Below are 15,692 nucleotides of genomic sequence, written 5' to 3' on the forward strand. Positions count from 1 at the left end.
TTATTTTCACGAAATAGTTGCAATTTTGCAAGAAATAAGGCGAAACTAGAAAGAGAAGAGAAGGAGGCATCACCATGGAATTCACACCCGGCGATTTTAAATCGGCTTATACGTATTTTCACCGACAGGCACTCGACCTCGTTGGTGATGAAAAAGCACAGCAAGAATTGTTAGTTCGAGCAGAAATCGGACTTGCGCACTTGACGCAAGATATTGCGTCTACAGAAAGCTCGGACATCGAACGCGAGGCAGAACTCGTCCTTTATTTTCAATTAAAACAACTGCTTGAAATGCTTCGTGCTCTCTATCAGAAAAAATTCGAAATGCATGCGGAGCAGGAACAATTGTTATTGACGGCCGTTCTGTACTTCACGTCTCCTGTTGACGCCTTACCGGACGATAACGTCCTCGGGCTCTTCGATGATGCACAGATCGTCGAAACGATTTATGAAGAACTGGCTGCAGACGTCGATCGCTTTCAACATATGGAATAAAAATAGGCAGCTGTCGCAACAGCTGCCCTTTTTTATGCGTTTTGCTTCGAAGCGATATGAACAGGTGTCGTGGATTGACGTGATTCATCTACCTCTAGTTTTTCTTTATTCAACCACGTATAGATCATTCCCATGAAGACAGCTCCACCAATGATGTTTCCAGCTAGAGCGGGTAACAGGTTATGCATCGCTCCGGCAAATGTGATCGTATCCGGGTGTGGTACGACTAACGCAATGGAGAACAATGCCATATTGGCGATGACGTGATCAAATCCAGATGCGAAGAATACTGCAACAAGTACCATCATCATCATGATTTGCGCTAATTCATTCTTCATATTTTTCGGAATGAAAATCGCTAAACAGACCATCCAGTTACAGAAGATAGCTCGTGTGAAGATTTCCCACGTCGTATGGTGGATCTTCGTCTCTGAGACAGAAAATAACCAGTTGTTCATACCAAGCTCTTGGATGATTCCTGTTTGGGAAAAGAGTAGCGCAAACGCTAATCCGCCAAGTCCATTTCCGATTAGACAGATCAACCAGACCTTCATCGTATCCATCTTCGTCGTATAGCCACGCATCGTCGCCGTCGTGAAATACATCGTATTTCCTGTGAACAGCTCTGCCCCACCGTAAACGATCAGGACAAGCGCCACTCCGAAGGTCAGTCCACCGACAAGTGTCGCAACAGGTGACTCCGCCATATATAGACCGTTAATTGCTTTTAAAGTAAAAATGATTGCAAATCCAATGAAAATTCCCGCTAACATGGCACGAACTAAGTACTCGAGAGGACGCATTTGTAGCATGCGCGTCGACTTGATTGCTTTATTCCGTAATCCTTCTAATGCTTCTACCTCGTTCATCGTAGAAACCTCTCTTTCTTTTGTTCAACACTTCACAATGTTTGTTCATTTATTATCATACTTCCATCTTAAAAGATGTTCAAGTATTGAATAGACCTGTTTTATCGTTTTTATAAAAGAACGAGATGTAAACGATATCATTGTGTCAAGATTGTGAAAAATGCCTTTTCTTGCTTTATACAACTAATTAGTTTGGATCTGTAGTCGTGATGCGAAGAGTTCAAAGAAGGTGTTTCGTCTTGAGGCATCGAGCACATAACCATCAATGACGACACGATTAAAGCGTCTAGAAGAGGAAGTAGCTCGTTCGATATCGGTCGGAGTGTAGGCGTCGAATGTTTTCCGGTCCATCGTAAAATCTGCATCTGAATACGGATCCGTGTAGTGAATTTCGAGATCGGTCAAATCAGGAATCGTTGAAAATAAAACAAGCGTATGATGCATCAGAATTTTAGATAACCGAGCCTTTAAAAAATCCTGATTCACCTGTAGTGTCCCGGTATCGGTACCAATCCAAGCTTGTCGCTCTTTTCCTGTCACTTCATAGGCAAGACGTAACGATTCTCCTTCGACATCTACCTGTTTTAATTCTGATGAGAACGGAAGTTGTTCGGCTAATTGACGAACCGCTACCGTATTCATCATCGAGGCACCCACTTGTCTCGCTACAAGATCACCATCATGCCAAATGGATGATTGATTTTTTTCATTGGGTTGTTCGAAAAGACGAATCCCAACTAGTATTCCTAAGCAGATACAACCAAGAATCCATAACATTTTCTTCATTTTCATCACCTTCCTAAAAAAACATACCCTTTTTCATCTTTTTTCATAAGAAGGGTTGAAATTTTATGCATATGAGCGTACTCTTGCATGCAGATACTCACAGAAGGAGGAGCATGAGGTCACTCATCATATTGCCATGACTACAACACACCCACAGAAAAAGAGAGTTGAAAAAATCAGTTTCTTAATCATTGGTACGTTGCTGTATTCCCTTTACATCAGCCTACTACTATCTCCAAATGATATCGGATCAGGCGGTATCATGGGGATCACGCTCATTATTCAAGAGCTCTTCCACACGCCAATCGGATTAACGCAATTGCTCTTAAACATTCCCCTCTTCCTTTTAGGTTTCCGTTTCCTACGCAAACGATTCATGTTCTTATCTGGAATTATTGTCATTGCTTCTTCCTTTTTAATTGACTGGATCCCGACTCAAATCGTTCCGGAATCTCTAAACGATCCGCTCGTCGCTTCCATCTTTGCTGGTCTAGTCTCTGGTCTTGCAATGGCATTGATCTTCTTCGGTGGTGCTTCAACTGGAGGGCTTGATATTCTTGGAAAGTTTTTCTTTGCTCGTTTTCATAACTGGCCACTTCCTCGTATATTTCTGATGCAAGATCTTGTCATTTACATCCTTGTATGGTGGGTATTCGATCTTAAACACGTTATGTATGCTCTCATCATGAGCTTTGTTCGCGCCAAAGCCCTTCAGACGGTTTACAGTTTCTATTCTGCTTCTAAGCAATGTATCATCATTTGTGAGAAAGCAGATGAAATCAATGAAGTCATTACAAAAGAACTCGGTCGTGGTGTCACGATTCTCGATGCACGTGGAGGATACTCCAACCGAACGAAAAAAATGGTCTATGTCGTCGTTCAAAATAATGAAATCGTCCGTTTGCAAGAAATCGTCTCTTCTGTCGAGCCGAATGCATTCGTTACATTCTCAGAAATCCATACTGTCTTCGGCAATTACAAGGAACATTCGTATTCGTTTTAACACCAAGCGCAGCTTAGCTGTGCTTTTTTCATCTTCTTAAAACAGCTTCTCGTATTGCATCATCTTTCCTGCTTTTTTATTAGTATTATTCACTTTTTCAGTCATTATCCCTATTCAAAAAATAGACAGGCTTCACTTTTTTTACGATAGTAGTTAAGCTTATGACATGTCTTTTATTTAAAGGAATGATTGCATGCACTCTCTTTGGCGTCAGCGTATTCTGCTGATTTTCTTGATCAGCTTATTCGCCTCTATCCCGATCATCTATGCTTTATCCGGTTATCGGACGATTGCAACGATGACCGAGCAAATGAAGGATCATGATATACCGTTAATCAATCAGGTAGATCAGTTGGTCGAACACAATCGAGATCGTGCCAATGCGGTTCGTGGTCTCTTATTGTATGAAGATAATCGTTATATCGAACAATATTACTTTTCAACGTCTAAAATCCATGATTTGCGCAATAGTCTGAACCAATCGTCGACTACTCCAGGGACGATTAAGGATCTCCTTCGCCGCAACAATGTCTGGGAGTCTGAAATTGAACGTGTGTTTGTCGTCTATGAACGTCAAAGTCCAACAGCCGCAAAACGTCTTGCTAGACAATCGACTCAGACGACTCAAACGATTCTCGAAGACTTATCCCGTGTGAAAGATGATTTGTATAAAACGCTTCAAGCCAAATTACAACAATCAGATACTTTAATCGCTACATATAAATGGATGTGTCTTGGTCTCTCCATCCTGTCCTTTTTATTGATTAGTGCCACGGTCTTTTTCTTCCACCACTTCGCTCCAAAAGGATCAGAACAATCGTCTTTAGAATAAACGAAAAGCGCAGCTAAAGCTGCGCTTTTCGTTTATTCTAAAGACTCATTCAGGCATTGCTTTTCCCTCTTGTACATGTTCCATCGCCATATGTACAAGCGATGACACATGATGGTCATCCAAGGAATAATAGACGACTTTACCATCTTTTCGAAACTTGACGAGTCCTTGTTTCAACAAAGATCGAAGATGATGCGACGCTGTCGCAATCGAACAGTCGACAGAGGCCGAGACATCACAAACGCATAGTTCTTCTTCGATCGTCAGCGCATAAACGATTCGCAGTCGTGTCGCATCCGAAAGAATCTTAAATAGCTTTCCGATTTCAAGCGTCGGAATCGTATCAACGATATGTCCGATTTCAGACGCACGTTGTTCATCAATCGCAATCGTTTCACAACGGGGAATGTCCATGTCCGTCACCTCGTTTCTACTTATATTGCACCATGAGAAACGGGACATTGCAAGTTCAGCGCATTCGTCTGCGAATGAGCCAAAACACGAACCATCCTCCTACGTAATCTCCGATATCCCAGACAATTCGATTTTGATCGACAGCGCGTACGCCGATGTCAATGATTTTCGTGCTTTCTAATCGGTTCGTATAACGTTGACGAAGCCGAGTCGGAATCGGTAGACGAAGAAGTGCCCGGTAATAAATATCTAAATGAGTATGTCCCCAAATTTCCGTCGCAATCGAGCTCGTTTTAATATACAACGGACGTTTGTAGCGTCTTTCATACTTTTCTTTCAATAAAAGGGCCATCTCATAAGATATACGATTAGGATGTGGAAATAAGACTTTTCCTAGATGGTAGATCCCCTGATTATCGACTCGAATGATTTGTGGTTCTAACCGATATCGAATCCAATAGCCGCGAAAACGGATCGTCTGCCATTTCAATACAATCACCTCTGAACGGATTATACCCTGTTCTGAAGTGATTGATGCCATTCACGCACAGCATCTGTCATTTGCTGCGCAGCGAGTTGCCGATCTTCTTTAGCGAAAATTTCTGAGATGACGGCATACCCTTCTAGCGGGATGGGCAGAGAGGAGACATTCGTTGCTGTGATTCCACCAATACCGATTAGAGGTAATCGTACAGCTTCCCGAATCGCCTGAAGCATCGTATGCGACATGGAATCAGCGTCCGCTTTGGATGACGTCGCAAATAGAGACCCCACGCCTAAATAAGATGCTCCGTCTCGTTCTGCTTCAATCGCTTGTGCAACGGTTGCTACCGACACACCAATCACGGCATCTGGTAAAAGGCGACGTGCTGCGGTTAAAGGAATGTCTTCTTGTCCGATATGCAAACCAGCTCCGACGAGTAACGCGATATCAATCCGATCATTGATGATCAAAGGAATGTCGTGTCGATCCGTGAGTGCTTTCAACCGAACTGCCTGATCGAAGAATTCCTTTCCTTGCGCTGTTTTTTCCCGTAATTGCACGATCGTTGCACCACCTAAAATGGCTTCCTCAACGACCGTCTCGATCGCGACTCCAGGATGGTACCGACGATCCGTCACTGCATAGATGGAGTAATCAATTGACACGTTCTGTCACCTCCACCAGATCTTGCACCGTCATGAGGCTGATGGCATTGAACAACTCTCGTTTAAAATCACCAAGACCTTGCGCGGAGGCTGCTTGTTCTCCTGCTTTTCCCATGACGAATGTCCCGTGGACAGCCGCCTCAAATGTCGTATATCCTGCACCGAGGAAGCTCGCAATCAAGGAGGCCGTCATGCAGCCCGTACCCGTGATGTCTCCCAAACGTGGTGTTCCTACATGTAATTCCATTTCACGCGTTCCATCTGTGATGTAGTCGTTCGGACCTGTCACGACGAGGACAGATTGGTGTTTGCGAGCAAATGCACGAATGCTTTCTCGATCCATCATTGCATCTCCCGCAGCATCGACTCCCTTAGTTCGCCCATCTTCCCCAAGTAACGTCTTGATTTCAGAAGCATTTCCTTTAATGACCGTACACCCGAGATCAATGAGTTCTTTAGAAAAGGCAGTACGTAATGTCGTTGCCCCTGCTCCAACTGGATCAAGAACGATCGGGACATTCAAACGTCCCGCTTCACGTGCTGCGAGTCGTTGAGCTGCTTGCATGTCTGCATCGATCGTACCAATGTTTAAGACAAGAGCTTGCGCGAGTCTAACCATCTCTTCTACTTCACGAATGTCTTCCGCCATGACGGGTGATGCTCCAACAGCGAGTGTGACGTTCGCGCAGTCGTTGATCGTAACCGTGTTCGTCAGATGGTGAATGAGTGGTTTGTGTTCAAGAATGGTCGTAAACATGTGTATCCCTCCAAAGTGAGTGAAAATGATGTGTCGGTCCAATACCTTGTCCGAGAGCAAATCCATGACGAATTGCCTCCGTGACATAGTTTTTCGCCTGTCGTACACTATCTGTTAAATCTTCTCCAAGCGCCATCCGTGCTGCAATCGCTGCAGATAAGGTACAACCAGTTCCATGAGTATGTTGATTGTCTAACCGTTCCGATGTGAAACGATGTTCCACTTCCCCATCAAACAACAAATCCGTTGCAGCTCCTGAGAGATGTCCACCTTTTAGTAATACTGCCCCTGTCTGTGTAGCCAATTGATGCATCGCCAGTCGCATTTCCTCTAGATTGGTCACTGATCGTCCTGTTAACCGCTCCGCTTCCGGTAAATTCGGTGTAACGAGTGTCGCAAGCGGCAGAAGTTCTGAAATCAATGCTTGTTCAGCTTCCGTCCGCAATAGGGCATGACCACCTTTAGCGACCATGACGGGATCTAATATGATAGGAACTGTCTGTTTGCGGAGATGTGTAGCAATGACACGAATCGTCTGCGCATTCGAGACCATCCCGATTTTGATCGCATCGACACGAATGTCTGAAAAAATCGACGTTAACTGGGCATCTACGATTTCTGGGGATAACTCTTCCACCGCTTGAACACCCAACGTATTTTGCGCCGTGACGGCTGTCAGGACGCTCATTCCATAAACCCCTAAAGCCGAAAAGGTTTTTAAATCTGCTTGAATCCCAGCTCCACCACCGGAGTCGGATCCTGCAATCGTCAGTACATGTTTCATGTTCTTTTCACCTTCCCATCGAGCAATGTAAGGGAGTCGTGACCGACAAAAAAAAGCGTCGACCGCTGTAAAAAAGCAGTCGACGCTATACGAAAGCGTTATACACGCATTCCGGTATCCGTTCGGCTCAACTTTCCTACGCTGGTATTATCCAGTTCAGGTAATAGGGTCGAAAACAGATTGGTTTTCCTCTCAGCCGGATTCCTCCAGCTCCCCTAGTTGCTCAAGTATTCGTTTCGCCTTAACTGTAGCATAGAGAAGAAAAAAAAACGAGCCGAAGCCCGTTTTGATTACAGATATGCCAATGGATTGACTGCATTCAGAGGAGAAGAAGCACTGTATTGATAGCCTCCGACATGTAGTTCGAAATGTAAGTGTGGTCCTGTTGAATTCCCTGTACTACCAAGTGTCCCGACTTGTTGACCTTGAGAGACCGTTTGTCCTGCACGAACCGATAATGAACTCATATGTGCGTAGACAGTCGTGTACACTTGTCCATCGAGGAAGTGAGAAATCATGACATGATTGCCGTAAGGTCCACCACCTGATGCTGTAATGACCGTTCCAGCTGCTGCAGCGACGATTGGAGACCCGACCGAACCACTGAAATCAACACCGTTGTGGAACGTATAACCGTTCGCGCCGCTTGCTGGTCCGAATCCTTGCGACACTCCACCAGAAGATGGTCGAACGAATTTCCCTCCACTCGAAACAACGGGCGGGGCAACAGAATCAGTTGACTCCGAACTCTTACCTACTTGTTTTGCTGTTTGAGCATTCGCTTTAGCGGCTTTTTCGGCTACCGCTTTCTCCGCTGCTGCTTTTTCAGCCGCTGCTTTAGCGGCTGCCTTCGCTGCCGCAATTGCACGTTCTTGCGCTTCGAGAGTCGCTTGAAGTTCTTTTGCGTCTAACAGTTCTGTCGTGAACTTGGTCTTCCCTTTTCGTAATTTCTTCAGCGTGGCACTACGTTCTTTCATTTGAAGCTTTAACGCTTTCTTTTGTTCAAGCAATACTTTCTTTTCTTGCATTTGCTCCGCTTTTTTCTCAACGAGCGCTTGTTTTGCTTCTGCTAATTTTTGTTGCGTTGCGATGTAATCCGAAATCATTTTATCGTCTTGCTCAGCGATTTTTTTCCCCGCCATGACACGGCTGAATAAATCACCTAAATCCTTCGATCCAAAAATGACTTCTTCCCATTTAATCGAGTTTCCATCGTTCTCTTGGAAAACACGCAAACGATCACCGAGTAGTTCTTCCTGTTTCTGTAACATTTCTTCGTAACGGACGATGTCTGCCTTTAACTCATCGATTCGAACGTTCAACTGTTCGATTTGTTTATTTTTTTCAGAGACTTGGAAAATCTTTTCGTTGATTGCTGCGTCAATTTGATTGATTTGACGTTGCTCTTTTGAGATTTTAGCTTCTTGTTTTTTGATCGCTTTTTCAAGTTTACGTTGTTCAGCGGCATTTTCAGCCTTTTTTTCTTTAATGGTCGCTGCTGCGATCGGTTGCGTTCCTGTTATAAGTAATGCTCCTAAAACAATGGTAGAAATTAGTTTTTTTAGCATATATCGTTTTCCTCACTTATGTTTTTTCATATTTTATTATAGTATTCAAGTTTCTCTCATATCTGAAATAGATTATAGCACCGTAATCGTTTCAAAAAAATTTCATTTACATTTCAAATGAAAACGGTTTTTTGTAATATATGATTTGTTTTTTGAAAATGACAAAAAAAAGAACCGTTGCATATGCAACGATTCTTTACGATTAAAACATCGACATTGGATTGACTGAGTTAGCTGGACCTGTTGCACTGTAGCTGTATCCACCAACGTGAATTTCGAAGTGTAAGTGTGGACCTGTTGAGTTTCCTGTGCTACCACGTGTACCGATTTGTTGACCTTGGCTGACACGTTGACCTGCACTAGCGTTCAATGAACTCATATGTGCATAGACTGTCGTATAGGTCTTCCCGTTCAATTGGTGAGCGATCATGATGTGATTTCCGTAAGGTCCGCCACCTGATGCTGTAATGACTGTACCAGTTGCAGCTGCCACGATTGGCGTGCCAACTGGACCACCGAAGTCAATCCCGTTATGGAACGTATAACCGTTCTCTCCGCCTGCAGAACCATACCCTTGTGTCACAGCACCAGCAGTTGGATGAATGAAGAGTCCGCCTGATGATGGTGACGGTTTAGGTGTCGCAGGAGCTGACGGCGCTGGAGCAGGTGCAGCTGGTGCTGGTGTAGATGGTTTTGGTGCAGATTGTTTCGTCGAACCAGAAGGTTTTGCTGACTGCGCTGCCTTCTCTTGTGCTGCTTGCTGAGCTGCTGCTTCTTTAGCGGCTTGCTCTTCTGCTGCTTTTTGTGCTGCTGCTTGCGCTGCTTCAGCCTCTGCTCTTGCTTTCGCTTCACGTGCAGCCTGAGCTTGACGTTCTTTTTCGATTCGAGCTTCACGTTCACGCGCTGCTTTTTCAGCTGCAATCGCTTTTTCTTGCGCAATCAAAATTTGTTGGACTTCTTTTGCATCCATCAATTGTGTTTCGAACTTTTCTTTTTTCTTACGTAGTTCTTTTAAGCGTTTGTTCCGCTCTTTTAATTGTGATTCAAGATCCGCTTGTTGACGTTTTAATTCTTGTTTCTCAACGACCAACTGCGCTTTCTTTTCTTTTACTTCTTGTTGCGCATCCGCTAATTGCTTTTGAGTATTTTGATAATCCGTGATCATTTTATCATCTTGTTTTGAAATGGATTTCCCTGCCATGACACGGCTTACGAGGTCACCAACGTTTTTAGCGCCAAAGATGACTTCCTCCCATTTAATCGAGTTTCCATCATTCTCTTGCATGACACGAAGACGATCACCAAGTAATTTTTCTTGGCGTTTTAGTTTCGCTTTATATTTCTCGATTTCTTTTCCAAGTTCAACGATTTCACGTTCTGTTGCTTTGATTTGACGATCTTTTGTTTCGACAGCAAAGATTTTTTCGTTCAACGCTTCGTCTAGTCGATTGACTTCTTGTTGTGTTTTAGAGATTTTTTGACCTTCTTGATTAACAGAAGACTCTAAGTTTTTTTGCTTTTTAGCATTGTCTTGTTGCTGTTGTTCGTTTTTGGCTTTCTGTTCACTTAAATCGTCAGCTGCTGCAAAATGAGGTGCTGATGAAAGAACCAGTGCGGAAACGATGAGCGACGCGAACGTTTTTTTCATGTAGTATTCCCTCTTTTTCTGTAGTGTATGTTTTATGATTTATCGTAGAGTGTTTAAGTTAAATTTAAATTCTGTAATAGTTTTTCTTTTTTATAAGAACGTTTTTGATTATAGCATTCATTCCTCTTCCATAATATTTCAGTGATATTTCATTTTAAATAAATCTTCCCTCTTCTATGTAATAGAAACATTTGGAAGGTAACTCATCGTTGCAACTTTGGAGTGTTTTTGGGAAACTGAAGCGAACAGAAGGAGGATATCATATGAAATTAGACCACACTGGAATTGCCGTTCGCGACATGCAGGAAGCCATTTCATTTTATACAAACGTACTTGGAGGAACTTTAACAAAAGAGTACTCGAATCCTGCGCCTGGTGTCGCTTCCAATATTGCGGTCATCGAGTTCGATGATGCGCACATCGAGTTGTTAACGCCAACAAGTCCGGATAGTCCGATCGCTCGTTTTTTGAAACAACGTGGGAAAGGTGTCCACCACATTGCTTATCGTGTAGAGAATTTAGATCAAGCGATTGAAGAAGCAAAACAACAAGGCTTAACATTTTTAGAAGATACGTATCGAACGACGCCGTTCGGGCGACGACTGATTTATATGAATCCCCGGCATTCACACGGCGTCATTACAGAACTCTGTGATTATCCAGAAAATCTATAAAAAATCAGCACTGCGATAGCGCAGTGCTGATTTTTCGTTTCATGGTATTAGCCGAGTTTAGCTACGATTTCCCGATTGAACGCAGGAATGTCATCTGGTTGACGACTTGAGACGAAATTATCGTCGACGACGACTTCTTCATCTGCAAAGTCCACACCAGCATTTTCTAAATCGATTCGAATCGATTTATAACCTGTCATTTTTCTTCCTTTGACGATTTTTGCATTAATCATCAATTGTGGTCCATGGCAGATCGAGAAAATCGGTTTTTTCGACATATCGAATTCTTCAACGAATGAGACGAAACGCTCGTCTTCCCGTAATAGATCCGGTGAAAATCCGCCTGGAATCAGGAGAGCATCGTAGTCTGCTGCTGAAGTCTCATCAATCGAGAGATCAACATTTACTTTTGCCTCTTCCTGTTTCCCAACGAGTTCTGCACCTTTTTTGGCACCAATGACAGTGATTTCATGCCCTGCTTCTTTTAATGCATCAACCGGTCCTGTGAATTCTACATCTTCAAAATGATCGGCGAGTACAACGGCTACTTTTTTAGACATGTGATTCATCCCCCAAGTTGTTTGATTTAGATTGGATCTTCTCCGCGATCTCGTGGAGAAACCGTATCATCTGGCATTTCGTCTTTTCCTTTTAGGATTTCCTTTTGCTGCTCCTCTGTCAGTTTCCGTTCTTTATCCGACAGACGATCCCGTTCATCTTCAAACTCTTCATTTGGACGATCGGTTTCTTTCGGTGCCATGGAAAACCCTCCTTATGATCCGTCGCTTATACTTATAATGAATCGACGACTTTAACAGAAAGATCGACATCAATGTTGCCACGTGTCGCTTTCGAGTACGGGCAGAAGTTGTGTGTCTTCTCTAGTAAGTCTTCGGCTTCTTCTTGCGATACGCCAACGACCTCGACGACGAGTTTCGCTGCAATTTTTACACCGTTATCCGCTTCGTCCTGTAAGAGGCTGACTTCTGAATTCGTCCGCGTCTCGACTCGTTTTTTTGCTTGGCGCGCCATTAAATTATAGGCACCATCAAAACAAGCGGCATATCCTGCTGCGAATAACTGTTCCGGGTTTGATGTCGGAATGTCTTCTTTGCCTTTTGTTCCTGGCATGACTAAATCGAGATTAATGACGTTATCGTCTGAAGCAACTTTCCCGTCGCGACCACCGACTGCAGATGCACGTGAAGTAAGAATGACGTTTGACATAATAAAAAACCCCTTTTCCTGTTGAATTAAAAAATGCTTTTTTGCCACATAGACAGTAATACCCGTCAGTGAGGGAGATAAACACAAGAGGTGTCTATCACCTTAGCTGATTCATTTTTTAGTAGACAAAAAAAGACGATGAACTCGAAGTCCATCGTCCTGCACATTCTATTTCTTATCCGATCTCTTCTGTTGCAGTTTCTTCTCGATCAGGCAATTGAAGATAAATTGATTTGACTTGATGATTATCGACTTCCATGACTTTGATCGTGTATTCCTGATAGCGGAATTCTTGGCCACTCGACACTTCCGTATCCTGTGCCATGACCCAGCCACCAATCGTATCGATGTCTTCTTCTTCGATTCCTAGGTTAAAGCGTTCATTTAGGTCATCAATCAAGACACGGCCTGAGATCCGGTATAATCGCTCATGAATTTGTTCGATATCTGCTTTCTCATCCTTATCGAATTCATCTCGGATTTCTCCAACGATTTCTTCCAATATGTCTTCCATCGTAATCACACCGGCTGTACCACCATACTCATCAATGACGAGTGCCATTGGCGTCCGTTCCACCTGCATTTTCAACATAGCGTCTTGAAGCGGTGAATACTCGGATACAATCGGCAAGTTGTGGATGTAATAGCTTAATGCTTTTCCTTTGTTAGCCATATGATCCGTAAATAATTGTTTTGCATTGATGAATCCAAGGATTTTATCCTTATCTCCTTCTTCCGCTACTGGGTAACGTGTGAACTGATACTCTTCAACGAGACGAATGATGTCCTCCATCGATGCATCGTTCGAGATCGTGATTAAGTCCGTCCGCGGTAACATGATATCTTTCGCGATCCGCTCATCGAACGAGAAGATGTTCTGCATGTAAGAAAGCTCAGTCTGGTTGATTTCTCCACTCTTATAACTCTGTGTCATGATGATTTTAATCTCTTCTTCAGAATGGACTTCTTCGTGTCCCGCTGGCTCGACACCAAATAACCGAAGGATGATTCGTGCTGAACCGTTCAATGTCCAGATGAAAGGTTTCATGATTTTACCGAACCAATAAAGTGGTGGCGCGAGTAGCATCGTGATGGCTTCCGTTTTTTGAATCGCCAAAGACTTTGGAGCAAGCTCTCCAAGTACGACATGAAGAAACGTTACAATCGAGAATGCAAGAACGAACGAAATGATCGTCGAGACGGAGTTCGGAATATCAATTTCTTCGAACAACATACCGAGAATCGCACCTACCGTTGATTCTCCTAACCATCCGAGACCAAGCGCTGTCACGGTAATTCCAAGTTGACAGGCCGATAAATAATAATCCAAATTCTCAAGTAGCCTCTTCGCCACTTTCGCAGTCTTGCTTCCTTCTGTAATCAACTGATCGATTCGAGACATTCGCATTTTGACGACCGAAAATTCGGCAGCTACAAAAAAAGCTGTTAAGACGATGAGTAGTGCAATGACGAGTAGTCGAATGATGATCGTCGTCGTGTCGAATGTCTCCATTGAGTGTGTACTGTCCAATCGTTTCCCCGAAAAAAGGGGATTCACCTCCATTAATATAAAGCCAGATGCCGAGGCATCTGGTGGTTTACAGCAAAAAGAAGCTTCAAACTTTCAAAGCTTCCCTACTTTTTCATATTCATACTATAACGGAACTTTCATAAAATGTGTACTTGAAGACATCATTTCAATTCATCAGACGACATAGAGAATAAAGATCACGATCATGAGTAACATCGCGATTCCCTTTAACAATGCACTTGATAAGATACCAAGGACTGTTCCGATCCCGACTGAAACCGAGGTTTGCCATGTCTTTTTACTAATGATTTTTTCCGTCAAGATGGCAAAGACGAACGGGAAAATTAATAATCCGATTCCTGGCAAAATAAATGGTCCCGCAATCAATCCGACTGTCGTCGCAATCTTAGCTGCTTGTGAGCCTCCCCGTCGATCGACGGTGTAGGCGCTAACGAGATAATCGAGTGTGAATAAGAGAATGATGAATATCGCTTGAATCACCCAAAAACTAATCGATAATTCAGAGAACCCGAATCCGAATCCATAAATCAAAAAGCCCACTACTAAAATCGGTGCACTTGGGATGATCGGATAAACGAGACCTGCAAAAGCGACTAGAAAACAGACGACGATCAGACTCCATAACAAGATTGTCACTTTCTATCCCTCCCTTCTTTTGATTCTCTTGCCCTTATTACGATGAAGGGGAGACAAAAGTTTCATTCAACGCCCGATGGATTTGATTTTTTAAAAAATCTCGATCCCAGTCGTTCATTGTTTCAAAACGCACTTCCGAACAGATATATGGAATGAACCGTTGAATCGTTTCATAGTGAGCAGGTAAGGATTGCCGCTTCATTGTTCCAAGCGATTCGAGCATCGTCGCGAGAACCGAAATATCCTCTGCTCCATAATGTCGTAGTTGATAAAACGTCGTGTACAACAATTGTTGGTAAGTTTCCCGGACGATGACGTGCTGCTTGTCCTCGCCAACAACCAGCACACCATCTGGTATTACGGCATACTGTCGCATTAAGTCACCAATGATCCGAATCGCATGTCTTGCTGTATTTGGATCATTGATCCCTGGAGAAATAGCACGTAAAGCAACTTCACTTAATTTTTCAAGAACGAATGCAAAATCCTGTTCTGAAGATTTCGTCGGCCCAATCAAGATACTTTCATTGATATCCCGGCAAGTTGCCCGTCCGATGGCTTCTCCCTCTGTTACGAATGAGCCGACCGTTCGATCAATATACACGCGGTCTTTCTGATCAAAAGCATCATAATCGACTGCTTGAATATATCCGGTTCGTGTTGCCTGAATAAGATGTGGATAATTTGTCGTCATCTTTCTTTCAGTAATCTTCTGTTCTCCTGATTCTAGATGTTCGATTTGACGTTTTAACAATTCGTTCCCTTCTTCGTGTAATCGATCAAGTAATGTCGTCACGCGAATCGACTGACTAACGATATGAATGAATGCTACAAAAGCGGCAATCGAAATCAATACGACTATTACGGCCACAGCAGAAGAAACGATGCTCATTTTCAAAGCAGGTCGAAGGAAAAAAAGCATCGTGATAGAATAACTGACAGCACCAATGAAGATACCAAAAATATGTTGCACTTGTCGGTTTTCAATAAAATTAGGTAATGTGCGCGGTGAAAATTGTGAAGAATACGTTGTTAGGACGACCAAAATGGTTGAGAAAGTGAATGTCATCATAGCGAGCAGTCCTGTGAAGACTGAGCTATGAATCGCTTGTGCTAAATCAAGTGTTGTCTTCCAAGTGACGGGAAACCACTTCGATACATAAGAATCGATCCAAATAACGATCCCGGTCAGTCCTATACCGATGAGCCCATAAAGTAGTGGCCACCACCAATTGATTTCTCGAGACAGGACTTTCAGCTTCTTCAAAATAAAATGCCTCCTTTTTATAGCACTATATT

Annotated in this window: 19 protein-coding genes and 1 riboswitch; of the genes, 4 read left to right on the forward strand and 15 right to left on the reverse strand. The window is 43.3% G+C overall.

Annotation, left to right across the window (positions count from 1 at the left end; translation table 11 throughout):
* Positions 1–74: 74 nt before the first annotated feature.
* Positions 75–494, forward strand: a complete 420-nt coding sequence (locus KNQ09_RS15160; protein ID WP_023467198.1) for a YkvA family protein — start codon at positions 75–77, stop codon at positions 492–494.
* A 32-nt stretch (positions 495–526) separates the two neighbouring features.
* Here the strand turns inward: KNQ09_RS15160 and KNQ09_RS15165 are convergent, their stop codons facing one another.
* Positions 527–1,363, reverse strand: coding sequence for a formate/nitrite transporter family protein (locus tag KNQ09_RS15165; RefSeq protein ID WP_023467197.1), 837 nt, complete (start codon positions 1,361–1,363; stop codon positions 527–529).
* Between the two features lie 183 nt (positions 1,364–1,546).
* On the reverse strand, positions 1,547–2,149 hold the full coding sequence (locus KNQ09_RS15170; protein ID WP_214858920.1) for a hypothetical protein: 603 nt from the start codon (positions 2,147–2,149) through the stop codon (positions 1,547–1,549).
* 136 nt (positions 2,150–2,285) lie between these two features.
* On the opposite strand from KNQ09_RS15170, the gene KNQ09_RS15175 reads away from it, so the two are divergent.
* On the forward strand, positions 2,286–3,152 hold the full coding sequence (locus KNQ09_RS15175; protein ID WP_029340819.1) for a YitT family protein: 867 nt from the start codon (positions 2,286–2,288) through the stop codon (positions 3,150–3,152).
* A gap of 193 nt (positions 3,153–3,345) precedes the next feature.
* The gene (locus tag KNQ09_RS15180) at positions 3,346–3,984 is read left to right on the forward strand and encodes a CHASE3 domain-containing protein (protein WP_214858921.1); all 639 of its coding nucleotides are present in this window, start codon (positions 3,346–3,348) and stop codon (positions 3,982–3,984) included.
* Between the two features lie 45 nt (positions 3,985–4,029).
* On the opposite strand, the gene KNQ09_RS15185 is transcribed toward KNQ09_RS15180, so the two are convergent.
* The 7 genes from KNQ09_RS15185 to KNQ09_RS15215 all read right to left on the reverse strand — a co-directional run bounded on the left by KNQ09_RS15185 (position 4,030) and on the right by KNQ09_RS15215 (position 10,304).
* A complete protein-coding gene (locus KNQ09_RS15185; RefSeq protein WP_050678101.1) occupies positions 4,030–4,398 on the reverse strand; it encodes an ArsR/SmtB family transcription factor in 369 nt (122 codons plus the stop codon).
* A 55-nt stretch (positions 4,399–4,453) separates the two neighbouring features.
* On the reverse strand, positions 4,454–4,702 hold the full coding sequence (locus KNQ09_RS17490) for a hypothetical protein (protein WP_231681771.1): 249 nt from the start codon (positions 4,700–4,702) through the stop codon (positions 4,454–4,456).
* Positions 4,703–4,908: 206 nt separating this feature from the next.
* Positions 4,909–5,547, reverse strand: coding sequence for a thiamine phosphate synthase (gene thiE, locus KNQ09_RS15195; RefSeq protein ID WP_058703752.1), 639 nt, complete (start codon positions 5,545–5,547; stop codon positions 4,909–4,911).
* Positions 5,537–6,304, reverse strand: coding sequence for a hydroxyethylthiazole kinase (gene thiM / locus KNQ09_RS15200; RefSeq protein WP_214858922.1), 768 nt, complete (start codon positions 6,302–6,304; stop codon positions 5,537–5,539). Before thiM ends, thiE begins: the two co-directional genes overlap by 11 nt.
* Positions 6,285–7,088 (reverse strand): bifunctional hydroxymethylpyrimidine kinase/phosphomethylpyrimidine kinase, encoded by an 804-nt coding sequence (gene thiD, locus KNQ09_RS15205; RefSeq protein WP_214858923.1) that lies wholly within the window; start codon positions 7,086–7,088, stop codon positions 6,285–6,287. Before thiD ends, thiM begins: the two co-directional genes overlap by 20 nt.
* A 116-nt stretch (positions 7,089–7,204) precedes the next feature.
* Positions 7,205–7,315, reverse strand: a riboswitch (TPP riboswitch).
* Between the two features lie 63 nt (positions 7,316–7,378).
* Positions 7,379–8,656, reverse strand: a complete 1,278-nt coding sequence (locus KNQ09_RS15210) for a murein hydrolase activator EnvC family protein (RefSeq protein ID WP_214858924.1) — start codon at positions 8,654–8,656, stop codon at positions 7,379–7,381.
* Between the two features lie 202 nt (positions 8,657–8,858).
* Positions 8,859–10,304, reverse strand: coding sequence for a murein hydrolase activator EnvC family protein (locus tag KNQ09_RS15215; RefSeq protein ID WP_214858925.1), 1,446 nt, complete (start codon positions 10,302–10,304; stop codon positions 8,859–8,861).
* A 263-nt stretch (positions 10,305–10,567) separates the two neighbouring features.
* On the opposite strand from KNQ09_RS15215, the gene mce reads away from it, so the two are divergent.
* Complete coding sequence (gene mce / locus KNQ09_RS15220; protein WP_214858926.1) at positions 10,568–10,978, forward strand: methylmalonyl-CoA epimerase; 411 nt, start codon at positions 10,568–10,570, stop codon at positions 10,976–10,978.
* Between the two features lie 47 nt (positions 10,979–11,025).
* Here mce and KNQ09_RS15225 read toward each other — a convergent pair whose 3' ends face one another.
* The 6 genes from KNQ09_RS15225 to KNQ09_RS15250 all read right to left on the reverse strand — a co-directional run bounded on the left by KNQ09_RS15225 (position 11,026) and on the right by KNQ09_RS15250 (position 15,660).
* Complete coding sequence (locus tag KNQ09_RS15225; RefSeq protein ID WP_029340809.1) at positions 11,026–11,538, reverse strand: type 1 glutamine amidotransferase domain-containing protein; 513 nt, start codon at positions 11,536–11,538, stop codon at positions 11,026–11,028.
* Positions 11,539–11,564: 26 nt separating this feature from the next.
* Complete coding sequence (locus KNQ09_RS15230) at positions 11,565–11,738, reverse strand: hypothetical protein (RefSeq protein ID WP_023467179.1); 174 nt, start codon at positions 11,736–11,738, stop codon at positions 11,565–11,567.
* Between the two features lie 32 nt (positions 11,739–11,770).
* Positions 11,771–12,205, reverse strand: coding sequence for an organic hydroperoxide resistance protein (locus KNQ09_RS15235; RefSeq protein ID WP_023467178.1), 435 nt, complete (start codon positions 12,203–12,205; stop codon positions 11,771–11,773).
* Positions 12,206–12,380: 175 nt separating this feature from the next.
* A complete protein-coding gene (locus KNQ09_RS15240) occupies positions 12,381–13,718 on the reverse strand; it encodes a hemolysin family protein (protein WP_047395079.1) in 1,338 nt (445 codons plus the stop codon).
* A gap of 192 nt (positions 13,719–13,910) precedes the next feature.
* On the reverse strand, positions 13,911–14,393 hold the full coding sequence (locus tag KNQ09_RS15245; protein ID WP_023467174.1) for a DUF456 domain-containing protein: 483 nt from the start codon (positions 14,391–14,393) through the stop codon (positions 13,911–13,913).
* Positions 14,394–14,430: 37 nt separating this feature from the next.
* Positions 14,431–15,660, reverse strand: a complete 1,230-nt coding sequence (locus KNQ09_RS15250) for a DUF2254 domain-containing protein (protein ID WP_214858927.1) — start codon at positions 15,658–15,660, stop codon at positions 14,431–14,433.
* Positions 15,661–15,692: the final 32 nt, after the last annotated feature.

Source organism: Exiguobacterium sp. s191, assembly GCF_018618955.1.
Classification (GTDB): domain Bacteria; phylum Bacillota; class Bacilli; order Exiguobacteriales; family Exiguobacteriaceae; genus Exiguobacterium_A; species Exiguobacterium_A abrahamii.